The organism is Paenibacillus sp. FW507-14B1B (assembly GCF_058781425.1).
The window spans coordinates 33,350-47,263 of the sequence record NZ_JBYSWS010000003.1; the positions used below are offsets into that span (position 1 = coordinate 33,350).

Below are 13,914 nucleotides of genomic sequence, written 5' to 3' on the forward strand. Positions count from 1 at the left end.
GTCGCTCAAGCGTAAGGAGGATCATGAACATGTTAACGATATCCACGATGGCACCGTTTCATCATCAATATCCGCGACCACAAACAGTGAACACCACGAAAAAAGATCAGTCGCCAGATAAACCAGTGACTTTTCATGAAATTCTAACTCAGAAAATGAATGAGAAAAACATAGCACGTTCGACACGCTAATACATAACGTTTCATTACAAAACGCCTGCTGATGCAGGCGTTTTGTGTTGTCTCTGTACTATAACTAGAAAATCATTCCTCCCGCCTACTTCCTTTTTCAAAATATACGTGTTATACTTCGACTATAACAGATATAACGAATTGAGGGGTTTTAAATGATTATTCAGCTTGATATGCAATCAGATGTACCGATCTATACCCAGCTTATCAATCAGATTATTGAAGGAATCGCTAGCGGTGATTTAAGTCCAGGTGAACCTCTCCCCTCTGTCAGAAGCCTTGCATCCGATATTGGAATCAATCTTCACACAGTTAACAAAGCTTACACATTACTCAAGCAGGACGGATTCATCCAGGTACACCGCCAAAGAGGCGTCGTGGTTAATCCAGACGGTCTTCCAGAGATCACCCCAGAATATGAAGAGAAGCGTAGTAGTCATCTTAAACCAATCATTGCGGAAGCCATCTGCCGTGGTATGAGTAAAGATCAGATTTTGCAGGTCGTTTCAGAAATGCACGAAGAGATCACCCATACGAAGGAAGGAGAATAACTATGTATGTTATTTCAACACTAATTATTGTGTTAATGACTCTCCCCTTGCTCGCATCGCTTGTGTTCATGCCTTATTTCACGAGAGAAACGTTGAGCTTTGGCGTCACGATAAGCGAGGAGACTTTTCATAGCGAGCCTCTGCGAAAACTACGCAGACAGTACGCGGGAATAAGTAGCTTGATATACATCGTCCTCATTGTCGGCTGCCTTCTTATCATCATGTCATGGCCTGCGGTTTCAAAAGAAATTGTGTTTGCCATTGGTATCACAGGCATGGTCATCTGCTCATTACTTATGAATGTAACCTTCCATTTCAAAATGAAAAACTTAAAAGCTAATTTCCCAGCAACTCCAAAGCAACGTCAAAAACTTGCGCTTCAAACAAACTTTCGACAACAAAAGCTTGTGTTCTCCAACCGTTGGTTTATCATCCACGGGATCATTACAGCCATCAGTGCAGCTTGGATCCTCTCCTACTACGATTACATTCCTAACCTATTGCCTATGAAGTTTGATTTCGATGGTAATGTCATCCGATATGCTGACAAATCGGTCCTTACCGTCCTATTTCCAAACATCATGCAAGCTGTCATGATCATAACGTTTATATTCATCAATTGGTCCATTCTAAAGAGCAAACAACAGATCAATCCCGGTGATCCGGAAGGCTCGGCTGCACGTAACGTGATTTTCCGCCGGAGATGGTCCTTCTTCAACATCATGACCAGTCTTATTATCATCTTGCTCTTTTCCTTTATTCAGCTAAATATGATGCTGAGCTTAGACACCGAGATGCTCGCCCTTGTAAGTTTGCTTGTCCCTTCTCTCATCGTTATTGGAGCTCTAGTTATGACTGTCATAACTGGGCAAGGTGGAAGCCGCATTGGACCAAAGCGAACCCCTTCACCTGTACAGCCTTACGATGACGACGCTTATTGGAAGCTCGGAGGTCTGTATTATAATCCGTACGATCCTTCCCTTTTTGTAGAGAAGAGATTTGGTATTGGATGGACGATCAACTTTGCGAACAAAAGGGCTTGGGCTGTTATGATCGGACTTATTGCCCTTATTGTTACTGCTTCACTCTTATCTGGTTAACAACTCTCCGAGTACAAATCATTCCTCCATCTAAAAAAAACAAGCAGGCCGCCTAAGGTTACGCCCTTAAGCAGCCTGCTTGTTGTCGTTAACAAATATACTTTAAGAGAGCATCAGTCCCATTTCCCGTGCCGCTTCCTTCAGCACAGGTGCATATTCCCTTAATGTATCTGCCGAAAGTCGATTGACAGGGCCAGACATGGATAGTGCCGCGGCGATTTTCCCACTTCGATCCATAATCGGTACAGATACAGCAGCAGCACCTGGTTCACGTTCCTCAATACTGATCGCATAACCTTTCTCAACGATTTCACGTAACTGAAGCCGGTAGAGGTTACGATCAATAGATTGAGGCCAGTCCGGAGCATTCAACAGCTCTTCTTGATCGGAGGGTGACGCATAGGCAACCAGCACCTTGCTTGATGCACCGACCGATAAAGGCAAACGTGCTCCCACTTGAGCAACCCTGCGTATGGCTTGATTACTCTGTACGGCCTGTATTCGAATACGCTCTCCCCCGTCTCTAAGATAGAGACTTACCGTTTCCCCAAGCCTGTCACGTAAAGACTCCATGGCAGGCAACAATAACACGGCTGGATCATCACTATGAGATAAGTGTGTGGAAAGTTCCCAAACTTTCATACCCAATCGATATTTATCCGTTCTGCTATCCCGAACGACAAAACCTCTATCCTCCAGTGTGGTCATCAACCGATGAACCGTGCTTTTATGCAGTCCGATCAGAGAGGAAATTTCCGTTAAAGCCAGTTCATGACTCTTCGTAAAACACATTAATATATCAAGTGCACGCTCAACAGCACGCACCGTCAATTTACGGTCTTCCATCCCGCTTGCCCCTCTCTTGTTTCATCACATGAAACCTGGTTACAAGAATTATAAGAAAAAATAGTCGGGAAGTAAACTGAAAATCCTATTTTACATTTGTCTAACAATCTCTTATTTTACATTGACTTAACCAATTCCCGGCATTACGATTATAATAATTTAACGTTTTCATTTTAATGTAAGATATCATGGTAAGGAGGGGCCACTCATGAGTATGATCACTGGTAACAACGCCCCACTCTCCCAGTTGAATGATACGCCGACCGGGCTTTCAGCCCGCATGATCCGGTTCAGACATATTTTGCTCGCTCTCATACTATCGGTTGTTTTTTTTCTAATCTTTTGTTTTATAGCTCTACATGCCTATATCGCTTGGGTTTTGTCGAATCCTAGCGTTGCACCACTGTATTCAAACCCTAAGCTCGCCAAAGGGGTGGAGTACGAGAACGTTCTCTTCCATTCCATTGATGGAAAGCAAACACTTAGCGGTTGGTATATTCCAGCCACGGATTCATCACGAACGATTGTATTGAGTCATGGATATGGAGCCAATCGTGAGGAGACGTGGATTCCTATGTACGACCTAGCCCACTATGCTCACAACTTGGATTTTAATGTCCTGATGTTCGATTACGGCTTTGCTTCACAGACCAGCAAAGAAGTTGCCACCGGGGGCAAAGAAGAGAAACGCCAGCTTCTTGGTGCCATCCAGTTGGCCAAGCAACGCGGTGCGAAGCAAATCGTAGTATGGGGTTTCTCTATGGGAGCCGGAACGGCTTTACAAGCTGGACTCGAAACGAAAGATGTGGATGCGATGATCTTGGACAGTACTTTTTTGCTGGAGCCAGACACCCTATATCACAACATCAAAAACCAAATCGATCTGCCTCGTCATCCTTCGCTCGAAATTCTGGAACTACTATTCCCTGTGTTGAACGGTACTAGTCTGGATCAGATTCCATATAACGAAGTGAAGACGTATGATTATCCGTTTCCAACCTTGTTCATACATGGAACAAATGACGATAAAGCCCCTTATCCAATTGCTGAGAAGATTGCCTCCAATCAGACACATCCCGATTCGGATTCATGGATTGTGGAAGGCTCTCGTCACGAACTTATATTCCGTGAGTATCCGCGCGAATATTTACGCAGGGTATCCACCTTCCTAGGGAAACTAGATCCACCAGGAAGCACAGTGACAGAACAATAATAAGAGCTGTTTATTAGAGCCCGTAGCATCGCAGTGAGATGTTACGGGCTTGTTTATGCAATCTAACTTCATAATACATGCTGTAAGTCGAATATAGTTTCATAGTGAAGATTATGACAGGAGGAACGAATCGCATGCTGTATATTTATGGAGCTATGCTCCCAGCAAGAATTTTGGAAGAGATACGATTCTGGAAGCAGCAAGAAATGGAGCATACGGAGGTTATTAAAGCTATCGTGCCTGATCTTGAGCCTCCCTACGTTAAGCTGCTGAATGAGTGGGCAGTCGTATTTGGGGAAACTGAAAGGGCTGCCGATCAACTACTTCGTCAGGTTCTAGCTACTTCCGGACCACTTTCCCCACAGCTCATTGCCCAAATTGAACGAATTCTTCATGTCTCACTTGAACAATCAAGAGAATTTATACGCCAGCTATATAGGATGAAAGATAACAGTCCTGCTGTACAAAAGGTCCCCCTTGCCGACACCGTATTACTCCATATCATCCGAGAATCAGAATACTTCATCGAAGTCCTTAAAGAGCTTAACCAGCCTGGGGCCATAAAGCGACTTATTGAAAAGCACGGACAAATGCCTGCTGAACCGCAGGGACCTGTAGCCACACCATTTCAGCAAGAAGAGATTGAAGCTGTTATACAAAGCGTTTCTTCCTCCCCTCCCAATCAATCGGCTGTTCCAATCGGTGGGCATCGACTCCCCCCACTTCCGTATCCATACAATGCACTTGAGCCCTACATTGACGAGAAAACGATGCGAATCCATCATGACAAGCACCATCAAAGCTATGTAGATGGACTTAATAAAGCAGAAAAAAAACTTGAGGAAGCCCGCAAAAGTGGGAACTTCGATCTAGTGAAGCACTGGGAGCGTGAACTTGCATTTAATGGTGCAGGTCACTATCTTCACACCTTGTTCTGGACCATTATGAATCCTAAGGGAGGCGGTACTCCTAGCGGAGACCTTGCGCAACAGATCAAACAAGATTTCGGTAGCTATGATCAATTCAAAAAACAATTTACCGAAGCAGCAGACAAGGTCGAAGGCGGAGGCTGGGCGATTCTGGTGTGGAGTCCTCGCAGTCACCGGCTAGAAATATTACAAGCTGAGAAACATCAAAACTTATCCCAGTGGGATGTCGTACCCATTCTAGCGCTCGATGTCTGGGAGCATGCTTATTATCTCAAGCACCAGAATAACCGTAAAGACTACATTAATGATTGGTGGAACGTTGTATTCTGGCCTGAGGCCGAGAAACGCTTCGAAAAGGCAAAGAAACTGATGTGGCAGCCATTTTAGGCTTTTATTGAGCATTTATGTATTCAAAAAAGGCTCCACCGAAATCTCGGCGGAGCCCTTTCTATAACACTCAATCGATAGCTAAGTCTTCTTAGTCTTTAATTAAAGACAAGAACTCAGCGCGCTGAGCTGAATCACTCTGGAATGTTCCACGTACGGCAGATGAAATCGTCTTGCTGCCAGGTTTCTTCACTCCGCGTGCACACATGCACAAGTGCTCACCTTCCACAACGACCATCACGCCATGTGGCTGAAGTACTTCAACCATAATGTCTGCGATCTGGGAAGTAATACGCTCTTGTACTTGCAAACGGCGAGTAATGGCCTCAACGAGGCGTGCCAGTTTACTCAAACCTGCGATTTTGCCACTAGGTACATAACCAATGTGTACTTTACCAAAGAACGGTGCCATATGATGCTCGCACTGGCTATAATACACAATGTCCTTTACAATAACCAATTCCTCATGTTGCTCGTCAAATGTAACGCCTAGCACATCACGAGGATCGACTTCGTAACCGGCAAAAATCTCTTCATACATCCGTGTCACGCGGGCAGGTGTCTCAAGCAATCCTTCCCGTTCGGTATCTTCACCGATCAGTTTAAGAATCTGCTCAACATGGTACTCTATCTGCTCACGCTGCTCTACAACTTTATTGTTAACATAATCTTTCACGCCCGCCACGGTATTTCCCCCTTCCCGTTCCAAAAAAATAAACGGCTATACTGATTAAACTTTATTTACGCTTGCGTGCCTGGCCTTTGCCTGGTGCCGGCTGATTTTTCATCATTTGTTGTGCACGCTGCATTTGTTTACCATTCAGATTGTAACCCATCTGTTTAGCCATCTTCTGCAGCATTTGTGGATCGTTCTGCATTTTCTCCAACTGCTTACGGAGATAGAATACACCGATAAAGAATCCCCCTACTAGACCCACGATCAATGTAATAATCGGAATAACAATGTCCATCACTTGACCACCTTTAGCTCATACTAATATTTACCATTTACTGGCGCATATACGAACCTATCATAGCATGTCCTTTTCGGGACAGCAAATGGAAAAAACGCAGGCCTCATAGTCATCCATTAAGCTTATTTCTATACACCTTTGCGATCTGGAATAGATCCCTCTAGCATCAGCAAAGAACGCTTAATTTCTAGTCCCCCACCATAACCTACAAGCGTACCATCTAACCCAAGAACACGATGACAAGGAACGATAATAGGAACAGGATTCTTATTGTTAGCTCCTCCAACAGCTCGCACTGCTTTAGGTCTCCCAATAGCTTCAGCTATATCTTTATATGAACGAATTGTTCCATAGGGAATTTCCTTAAGAGCTTCCCATACTTGAAGTTGGAATGGTGTACCACGCATATCAAGCGGTATCGTAAACTCCTTAAGTGTCCCATCAAAATATTGCTTCATCTGGGATGATACCTCAGCAAGTCGCTCCTTGCTATGTTCATATCCGGCTCCTCCGGCCCAGGTACGCGACCATTGCTGCAGGACAGCCTCTTTAACGGTAAAAGCACCGAATTCAATTAAGCAAACACCAAGATGAGTTGCTACGACGGTCAATGTCCCGATAGGCGTGTGTATCTCATCATAGTATAATACGTCCGTTTCTACCGCTGGGGTGGCCATCGGCTCGGCCCCCTTGGGAGCATCACTAGCCGGAGTGTTCATATCCACTCCAGACACGTCCTGTTCAGCTACTCCACCTTCAACCACAGCGTTAGCCGCTGCAACATGTGGGACGCTTTCCTGTTCACCAGCATCGCTCTCAGGCTGTAATTTATTCAATGCTTGTTTAAGCATCTCTCGTACGGTTTCTTCCTGTTCTGATTTCATGCCTTTTTCTAAGTTGTTCAAAGCTTCTTCGCCTCCAATACGGCCCAGAGCCCATGCGGCGGTTCCGCGCAGCTCTGGGCGCGGATCTTTCAACAGTACCTCGCTAAGCTTTGGTACGGCCGAAACGTCTTTAAAGTTACCCAGCGCGATAACAGCATTACGTTGGATCGGTTTTCTTCCCCGCCACGCTGCCGATGTATCGCCGAATGTTTCCTTAAATTCACGGTTGCTCATATCAAGAATCGGAAGAAGAAGAGGCTTCGCCTTTTCCGGATCCGGCTGCAATACTTCATGATGTGTCCAGTTCAGGCCTTTGTTCTTAGGGCAGACGATTTGGCAGGTATCACAGCCATAAAGCCGGTTACCAATCTTACGCATAACCTCTTCGTCTAGAAATCCTTTTGTCTGGGTTAAAAAAGAAACGCAACGCTGCGCATTTAGCTGTCCCGGTCCCACTAGTGCCCCCGTAGGACATGCATCAATACACTTCGTGCATTCTCCACAGTCCTCCGTTACAGGTGAATCAGAGGGAAAAGGAATATTCGTAACCATCTCACCAAGATAAATCCACGAGCCAAACTTCGGAGAAATAATCGCACAGTTTTTGGCGCTAAAACCGATGCCAGCACGTTCAGAAACAGCTCGATCTACCAGGGCTCCTGTATCCACCATGCTCTCAAGAACTGCATCTGGAACTCGTTCACGAATGAACGCCTCAAGCCTCGACATCGCATCCCGCAGTACTTGGTGATAGTCCTTTCCCCAAGCTGAACGGGCCATAATGCCGCGATATTTCCCCGGTTCGGATTTAGGTGGGTTACTCATCTTGGACGGATAAGCAACCGCAATAGCGATAATGGACGCTGGTTTGGTTCCCGGAAGAGACGGCGTAACTCTTTTATCTAGATCAGGCTCTTCGAACCCTGACTCATATCCCTTATCCCTATGATTCTGCAAAATCGATTTCAATGAAACAAACGGATCTGCTGAAGTAAACCCAATGTCATCAATACCTAGACTAGGTGCGGCCTGCTTCAGTTCTTCTTTCAGATCCTCCCACACAGAGGCAGAAGGAGCATAGGCTCCAAGTCGTGAAGTCATCTCCAGCGCCTCCTTTCCTATTAAAACTTATAGTCCTTTTATTTTGGATAGTGGCCATAGAATGAATTCGGCTCGCCCTACAATGTCTGATTCCTTTACACTACCGAACTCCCTGCTGTCTTTACTCTTACGATGATGACGATTGTCCCCCATAACGAAATAGTGACCTTCCTCAATGGTAACAGGAGCAAAATCAGGATCTTCGATAGGAACATCCGTATATGATTCTTCCTGCGCTTCTCCATTCACATAAAGGATATGTCCCTTGACTTCAATCGTGTCGCCTGGCAGGCCAACTATTCGCTTTACAAGAAATTCTTTCTTGTCAGGACCATTGCTTGGATCCTTCAGCACGATCACATCACCACGGTCCGGATCAGCAAACCGATAAACCAATTTATTAATAAATAGACGTTCGGACGCCTCCAGTGTCGGCTGCATTGATTCCCCTTTAACCATAGACAGATTAAAGACAAACATGTTCAGAAGAACCATAATACAAAATGCGATGGCAATCGTCTTGACCCAATCCCATAGTTCTGTCACCCAGCTGTTCTTCTCGGCACCTGTCTCTTGGGGATTCGGTACATCTTCATGATCACCGGAACCCGGAGGAATGATCTGTCCCATGCTACACCTTCTTTACTATCAAGTTTACCTCTGTTAGAGGCACCAAATACATAAATGGTACATTAATAGAAAAGCATATCTTTCTCCCATTTGCAACGGTCGATAGATATGCTTCATATAGAAATAAATGTCGTTTCCCGGCTCAAGCGTATAATTTCGATAAAGGCCGAAAGAACCCGTTTAATCCGATCTGATCATTACGGCTGACTTACGATACTCAGCTTCTGGAATGATGTCAGGATTTTATTAGCACCGTAGCCCATAGCTTCATAAAGTGGCATCGCTGCTGCATTATGCTCGTCTCCGGCAACAAGAATCCGGCTGACTTTACGAGATTGGAACCGCTGCTCCATCGCTTCAATAAGAGCTTTTCCAATACCCTGTCTGCGGTAATCTGGATGGATCGCAATCCGGAAATAGCAACCGTGATTACGTTCAATGGTCCCAATCAAGGCACCGACAATTTCGCCATTCTCTTCTGCTATCATAATCAAGTCAGAATCCCAGGCAAGTTGTCTGGAGAAAGGTTCCATCGTATTTTCGTAGCATTCTTCCGACAAAGCAATCTGTAATAGCTCAGTTACTTGGTTACAGTCACTCAACTGAAAGGAACGAACATGCATCTCAAAATCTCCCTTTTCGTTAGCATGATGCGGTTTACGCGGCTTACAACATTAGTATTCCGTTAATGCAAACCTAACATTTATAATTACTACAAAAAATGCGAAAATCCTGCTTTCTTGTCCATTAAACCACATATTACTCTAGAATTCACGAGTTTTCTTATGAAAACGCTTTATATTAAGCGGTTACATTTTTAGCCATGGAAAAAAAACCACCATTCACCATTAAATCCAGTTAGAACGTTATTCATATGAACATGAGTGTTTGAATATAATCCGCACGATTCTGACTTTTCAAACATAAAAGTTGATTTAATCCCCCGGAAAGGTTTAATATATGAAGAGTAAGCGAATTACATATTTCTCTTATGGATGATAACGGCTTCCCCATATGTTGGCGGCCTTTATTCATATATTCAAAAAAACCAATTTACAGGAGGTATTTTCATTATGGCATTTCAATTACCAGCACTTCCTTACGCAAACAACGCGCTCGAGCCACACATCGACGCACAAACAATGGAGATTCACCATGATCGCCACCATAACACTTATGTAACAAACTTGAACGCAGCTCTTGAGAGCGCTCCTGAACTGCAGAACAAATCCCTGGAAGAGATCATCGGCAACCTTGACGCTGTTCCAGAAAGCATCCGTACAGCGGTTCGTAACAACGGCGGCGGCCATGCGAACCACTCCCTCTTCTGGGAAATCATCGGACCAAACGGTGGCGGCAATCCTACCGGCTCTTTGGCTGAAGCAATCGACAGTGAGCTTGGCGGCTTCGATAAATTCAAAGAAGATTTCGCTAAAGCAGCTACAACTCGTTTCGGTAGCGGCTGGGCATGGCTCGTGCTGAAAGACGGCAAATTGGCTGTAACTAGCACACCTAACCAAGACAGCCCGATCATGGAAGGTCAAACACCTCTCCTCGGTCTGGACGTTTGGGAGCATGCTTACTACCTGAAATATCAAAACAAACGCCCTGATTACATCTCCGCTTTCTGGAATGTTGTAAACTGGGAAGAAGTTGGCAAACGTTACGACAACGCGAAGTAATTTCGCCTATGTATAACAAGAAAGAGCCACCGGGCAACCGGAGGCTCTTTTTTGTGTTTATCACTAAAAGTCTAAAACTTTAATTCATTTGGAAGAAAAATAATGATTTAGAATACGCAGGAATACATTCGGAAATGCGTATAATTCCATATCCTTGGGAGAAATCCAGCGGAATTGAACATCAGAAGCGGACTTTACTTCACCAGCTCCAACCACATTTGAACTCAAATCGTAAGCAGCAGCACTCTCTGCAGCATATAAGTTATTACTAGTAGCATCACGCCACTCACACTTAAACACACGCATATTCCAGTGAATATGGCTGAACGTATGCTCCGCATTCATGAAATGACCTACAGGTTGAATCGGGATTCCTTCTTCCTTCAAGTCTCCTGCAAGCTTGTCCATCGCCGCTTCATCCGGAAGTGACACAACCGCCGCTCCACCATCCTGAGCTACCGATATATGTGGAAGTTCCCACATGCTAGCCAGCAGACCTGTGCTTGGACGTTTACGAATCAGCACTTTCCCTGCATATTCACCCGTCCCTTCTACGAGTGCGGTGACTCGGTATTCTGGACGAGGAGGCTTCGCTTTCGTCTTAATCGGAAGTGATTCTTCCTTACCTTCCAATCTTGCTGCACAGTGTTCCATCACTGGACAAGTGAGACACTTCGGTGATTTCGGTGTACATACGAGTGCTCCGAGTTCCATCAATGCCTGGTTAAAATCCGATGCCCTTCCTTCGGGGATCAGTTGCATAACCAGTTCCTCCATATGTGAACGGGTGCTGCCCTTCATAATATCTTCTTCAATTAGAAAGTAGCGCGACAAGACTCTCATTACGTTGCCATCAACAGCTGGAGCAGGAATATTAAATGCAATACTTCGGATCGCACCAGCCGTATAGGGGCCTACTCCTTTGAGTCCGAATACTTCTTCCTTGCCGCTTGGCATAACGCCACCATATAACTCTTTCACTTGACGGGCTGCATGCTGTAGATTACGAGCACGGGAGTAATATCCTAACCCTTCCCAGCATTTAAGGACTTCATCCTCTGGCGCATCTGCCAGTGACTCAACCGTCGGAAACTTCTCGATAAACCGATTGAAGTACGGAATGACCGTATCGACACGGGTCTGCTGGAGCATAATCTCCGAGATCCAAATATAATAAGGATTTCGGTGTCTCCTCCAAGGTAAATCCCTCTTGTTCCTACCATACCAATCCAGTAGCTCACGGCTAAAAAATCGTTGTTGCTCTATGTTATTCATTTCTGTATTTCCCTTCTGTAGCCTTACTTCATCCTAGCTTCTCAACGATTGAAAATGCTGATGCCAGCTCTGTCTGATGCGAGATGGTCAAATGCAGTGCATAATGATCCGGTTCACCAATCCCTAATCGGGACCAAGCGGAAGATGATAACGTGACTATCGGTTTTCCTTGCTTATCTGGTAGTATCTCTATGTCCCAAAAGCCGATCGTCCTACCAATACCACATCCAAAAGCTTTGCTCACTGCTTCCTTAGCAGCAAATCGCCCAGAGACGAACTCGGTCAGGCTTCCACCTTTGTTAACAGCTAGAGCCCGCTCTGCCTTAGTGAGAACCCTCTCCATAAACTTTTGACCGTGGGGTCCTCCCATTAACAGTTCAACACGCCTGATCTCAAGCACATCATGTCCGATTCCATAAATCAAGTATTCCCGCTCCTTCCTTCTGGAAATCCGATCTTCATTGCACACATGTCCCTATTGTATCAGTGACTTGCTGCATGCGAAAGAGAGAGACAGCTTATATTTAATGGTGGATATATACACAAAAACCCCCGGATAGCTTGCTTCCGGGGGACCATTCAGGAAATATACTTAAATTCCTGGAATTGCGTTGCGTTTATGTGCTGTTTTCCGGTAAAGACCTTCCAGTCTCTCACGGGATGCTGGAGAAATATCCTTACCCTCAAGATAGTCACTGTTGTCTTCATAAGTAATTCCTAATTCCTTCTCATCCGTCTGTCCTTCCCAAAGTCCCGCTGTTGGTGCCTTGTCTAAAATAGACTGTGGAACTCCCAAATAAGCGCCTAGTTGACGAACTTGACGTTTGTTCAATGTGCTAAGTGGCGTAATGTCTACTGCGCCATCTCCCCACTTCGTATAAAAGCCCGTGATTGCTTCTGAAGCGTGATCAGTTCCCACCACGAGGAGTTGTTGTTCAAAGGCAAGTGCATACTGCATAACCATTCGAGTTCTTGCCTTCACATTGCCTTTGCCAGGAATGCTAATATGCTGATGAACACCGATATTCTTTAATGCATGTTCTACCTCAAGAGCAATCTCATTTACCGTATCTTCGATATTTGTCTCTACAACATACTTGAGATCAAATGCCTTCGCTGTCTCATAGCTATGCTCAATATCGGATTGTGTTCCGTAGGGTTGAAATACGCCCAGCGTTTTAAATTCTTTACCAAGTTCTTCTGTTAGCTCATCGGTAGCCCGTTTGCAAAGCCCGGCTGCCACAGCACTATCCAATCCACCACTGATCGCAATCAGCAAACCGGATGTTCCAGAATCTTTTACGTAAGATTTCAAAAAGTCGACCCGTTTCCTTACTTCCTGCTCCACATTAATGGTCGGTTTCACACCTAATTCAGCAATGATTTGTTCTTGTAAACTCATCCTGAGGACTCCTTTCGTATTTGAACAACGGTGGGATGGAACAAAAAAGCCCCGAGGCTTCGGAAAACGCCGAATGCTCCGGGGCCTAATACTTTACTGGCGATTTATCGGCAGTAACGATCGAATGCATCTGTGAGATCAGCTGCAATCTCTTCTGCAGAACGATTCTCTACTTGATGACGTTCGATAAAGTGAACCAGTTCCCCATCCTTCAACAACGCGATGGAAGGTGAAGATGGCGGATAGGGTGCGAAATACTCACGAGCTTTCGCCGTAGCTTCCTTATCCTGACCTGCAAAAACAGTGAACAAATGATCAGGTTTCACTTCGTGCTGCAGCGCATGCGCTACACCTGGACGTGCTTGACCGGCTGCACATCCGCAGACCGAATTGATAACAACAAGGGTTGTTCCTTTCGCTGCCTGCAACTGCTCCTCTACCTCTTCAGGTGTTGTCAGTTCTTGAATACCTAGACTTGTCAGCTCATCCCGCATCGGTTGAACCATATCACGCATATATCGGTCAAAAGACATACCCATGCTGCTCTCACTCCTTATATAAACATCTTGTTAAGTATAATAACATCTTACGCTATTCTATATTATACAATGCCTAAGGGTGAAAGCAAGACAAGCAGGGCGGATTCCTAAAAGGAATTCCGCCCTATTCCAAACATCTAGACTACTAAGGTTCTAGGTTGAAGGACGGTCGACGCCGTCTAGCTTTTTGTCTTGAATCGTTTCACCTTG

At 45.1% G+C, this 13,914-nt stretch carries 16 protein-coding genes; 6 read left to right on the forward strand and 10 right to left on the reverse strand.

Going from position 1 to position 13,914, the window contains the following annotated elements; translation table 11 throughout:
* The first annotated feature begins 29 nt into the window (after positions 1 to 29).
* From AC3WJJ_RS15780 to AC3WJJ_RS15790, 3 genes are all read left to right on the forward strand, one after another.
* Positions 30 to 191 carry a hypothetical protein gene (locus AC3WJJ_RS15780; protein WP_492542137.1) on the forward strand — a complete coding sequence of 54 codons (162 nt, stop codon included), beginning with the start codon at positions 30 to 32 and terminating at the stop codon, positions 189 to 191.
* Positions 192 to 346: 155 nt separating this feature from the next.
* Positions 347 to 742 carry a GntR family transcriptional regulator gene (locus AC3WJJ_RS15785; protein ID WP_492542139.1) on the forward strand — a complete coding sequence of 132 codons (396 nt, stop codon included), beginning with the start codon at positions 347 to 349 and terminating at the stop codon, positions 740 to 742.
* 2 nt (positions 743 to 744) lie between these two features.
* The gene (locus AC3WJJ_RS15790; RefSeq protein ID WP_492542140.1) at positions 745 to 1,842 is read left to right on the forward strand and encodes a DUF1648 domain-containing protein; all 1,098 of its coding nucleotides are present in this window, start codon (positions 745 to 747) and stop codon (positions 1,840 to 1,842) included.
* 102 nt (positions 1,843 to 1,944) lie between these two features.
* Here AC3WJJ_RS15790 and AC3WJJ_RS15795 read toward each other — a convergent pair whose 3' ends face one another.
* Positions 1,945 to 2,688, reverse strand: a complete 744-nt coding sequence (locus AC3WJJ_RS15795; RefSeq protein ID WP_422659721.1) for an IclR family transcriptional regulator — start codon at positions 2,686 to 2,688, stop codon at positions 1,945 to 1,947.
* A gap of 208 nt (positions 2,689 to 2,896) precedes the next feature.
* On the opposite strand from AC3WJJ_RS15795, the gene AC3WJJ_RS15800 reads away from it, so the two are divergent.
* Positions 2,897 to 3,901: an alpha/beta hydrolase gene (locus AC3WJJ_RS15800; RefSeq protein ID WP_492542143.1), complete on the forward strand. Its 1,005-nt coding sequence runs from the start codon at positions 2,897 to 2,899 to the stop codon at positions 3,899 to 3,901.
* Positions 3,902 to 4,035: 134 nt separating this feature from the next.
* The gene (locus tag AC3WJJ_RS15805) at positions 4,036 to 5,217 is read left to right on the forward strand and encodes a Fe-Mn family superoxide dismutase (protein WP_492542145.1); all 1,182 of its coding nucleotides are present in this window, start codon (positions 4,036 to 4,038) and stop codon (positions 5,215 to 5,217) included.
* Positions 5,218 to 5,308: 91 nt separating this feature from the next.
* Here the strand turns inward: AC3WJJ_RS15805 and folE are convergent, their stop codons facing one another.
* The 5 genes from folE to AC3WJJ_RS15830 form a co-directional block, all read right to left on the reverse strand.
* Positions 5,309 to 5,902, reverse strand: a complete 594-nt coding sequence (gene folE / locus AC3WJJ_RS15810) for a GTP cyclohydrolase I FolE (RefSeq protein WP_492542147.1) — start codon at positions 5,900 to 5,902, stop codon at positions 5,309 to 5,311.
* A gap of 52 nt (positions 5,903 to 5,954) precedes the next feature.
* A complete protein-coding gene (locus AC3WJJ_RS15815) occupies positions 5,955 to 6,188 on the reverse strand; it encodes a YneF family protein (RefSeq protein ID WP_492542148.1) in 234 nt (77 codons plus the stop codon).
* Between the two features lie 131 nt (positions 6,189 to 6,319).
* Positions 6,320 to 8,176 (reverse strand): tRNA epoxyqueuosine(34) reductase QueG, encoded by a 1,857-nt coding sequence (gene queG / locus AC3WJJ_RS15820; RefSeq protein WP_492542150.1) that lies wholly within the window; start codon positions 8,174 to 8,176, stop codon positions 6,320 to 6,322.
* A gap of 27 nt (positions 8,177 to 8,203) precedes the next feature.
* Positions 8,204 to 8,806 carry a signal peptidase I gene (lepB, locus tag AC3WJJ_RS15825; protein ID WP_492542152.1) on the reverse strand — a complete coding sequence of 201 codons (603 nt, stop codon included), beginning with the start codon at positions 8,804 to 8,806 and terminating at the stop codon, positions 8,204 to 8,206.
* A gap of 197 nt (positions 8,807 to 9,003) precedes the next feature.
* A complete protein-coding gene (locus tag AC3WJJ_RS15830; RefSeq protein ID WP_422659714.1) occupies positions 9,004 to 9,429 on the reverse strand; it encodes a GNAT family N-acetyltransferase in 426 nt (141 codons plus the stop codon).
* Between the two features lie 450 nt (positions 9,430 to 9,879).
* Here AC3WJJ_RS15830 and AC3WJJ_RS15835 point away from each other — a divergent pair, with 450 nt between their 5' ends.
* On the forward strand, positions 9,880 to 10,488 hold the full coding sequence (locus AC3WJJ_RS15835) for a superoxide dismutase (protein ID WP_492542154.1): 609 nt from the start codon (positions 9,880 to 9,882) through the stop codon (positions 10,486 to 10,488).
* An 84-nt stretch (positions 10,489 to 10,572) separates the two neighbouring features.
* Here the strand turns inward: AC3WJJ_RS15835 and mutY are convergent, their stop codons facing one another.
* From mutY to AC3WJJ_RS15855, 4 genes are all read right to left on the reverse strand, one after another.
* Complete coding sequence (gene mutY / locus AC3WJJ_RS15840; protein ID WP_492542156.1) at positions 10,573 to 11,763, reverse strand: A/G-specific adenine glycosylase; 1,191 nt, start codon at positions 11,761 to 11,763, stop codon at positions 10,573 to 10,575.
* Positions 11,764 to 11,791: 28 nt separating this feature from the next.
* The gene (acpS, locus tag AC3WJJ_RS15845) at positions 11,792 to 12,187 is read right to left on the reverse strand and encodes a holo-ACP synthase (protein WP_492542157.1); all 396 of its coding nucleotides are present in this window, start codon (positions 12,185 to 12,187) and stop codon (positions 11,792 to 11,794) included.
* Positions 12,188 to 12,355: 168 nt separating this feature from the next.
* Entirely contained in the window at positions 12,356 to 13,165 is an 810-nt protein-coding gene (nadE, locus tag AC3WJJ_RS15850) for an NAD(+) synthase (protein WP_422659706.1), read from the reverse strand.
* Between the two features lie 104 nt (positions 13,166 to 13,269).
* Positions 13,270 to 13,704: a BrxA/BrxB family bacilliredoxin gene (locus AC3WJJ_RS15855; RefSeq protein ID WP_492542159.1), complete on the reverse strand. Its 435-nt coding sequence runs from the start codon at positions 13,702 to 13,704 to the stop codon at positions 13,270 to 13,272.
* Between the last annotated feature and the right edge of the window lie 210 nt (positions 13,705 to 13,914).

Coding starts and splice junctions, on each gene's coding strand:
- AC3WJJ_RS15780 (WP_492542137.1), top strand. CDS start 30: ATGTTAACGATATCCACGATGGCACCGTTTCATCATCAATATCCGCGA.
- AC3WJJ_RS15785 (WP_492542139.1), top strand. CDS start 347: ATGATTATTCAGCTTGATATGCAATCAGATGTACCGATCTATACCCAG.
- AC3WJJ_RS15790 (WP_492542140.1), top strand. CDS start 745: ATGTATGTTATTTCAACACTAATTATTGTGTTAATGACTCTCCCCTTG.
- AC3WJJ_RS15795 (WP_422659721.1), bottom strand. CDS start 2,688: ATGGAAGACCGTAAATTGACGGTGCGTGCTGTTGAGCGTGCACTTGAT.
- AC3WJJ_RS15800 (WP_492542143.1), top strand. CDS start 2,897: ATGAGTATGATCACTGGTAACAACGCCCCACTCTCCCAGTTGAATGAT.
- AC3WJJ_RS15805 (WP_492542145.1), top strand. CDS start 4,036: ATGCTGTATATTTATGGAGCTATGCTCCCAGCAAGAATTTTGGAAGAG.
- AC3WJJ_RS15815 (WP_492542148.1), bottom strand. CDS start 6,188: ATGGACATTGTTATTCCGATTATTACATTGATCGTGGGTCTAGTAGGG.
- queG (WP_492542150.1), bottom strand. CDS start 8,176: ATGACTTCACGACTTGGAGCCTATGCTCCTTCTGCCTCTGTGTGGGAG.
- lepB (WP_492542152.1), bottom strand. CDS start 8,806: ATGGGACAGATCATTCCTCCGGGTTCCGGTGATCATGAAGATGTACCG.
- AC3WJJ_RS15830 (WP_422659714.1), bottom strand. CDS start 9,429: ATGCATGTTCGTTCCTTTCAGTTGAGTGACTGTAACCAAGTAACTGAG.
- AC3WJJ_RS15835 (WP_492542154.1), top strand. CDS start 9,880: ATGGCATTTCAATTACCAGCACTTCCTTACGCAAACAACGCGCTCGAG.
- mutY (WP_492542156.1), bottom strand. CDS start 11,763: ATGAATAACATAGAGCAACAACGATTTTTTAGCCGTGAGCTACTGGAT.
- nadE (WP_422659706.1), bottom strand. CDS start 13,165: ATGAGTTTACAAGAACAAATCATTGCTGAATTAGGTGTGAAACCGACC.
- AC3WJJ_RS15855 (WP_492542159.1), bottom strand. CDS start 13,704: ATGGGTATGTCTTTTGACCGATATATGCGTGATATGGTTCAACCGATG.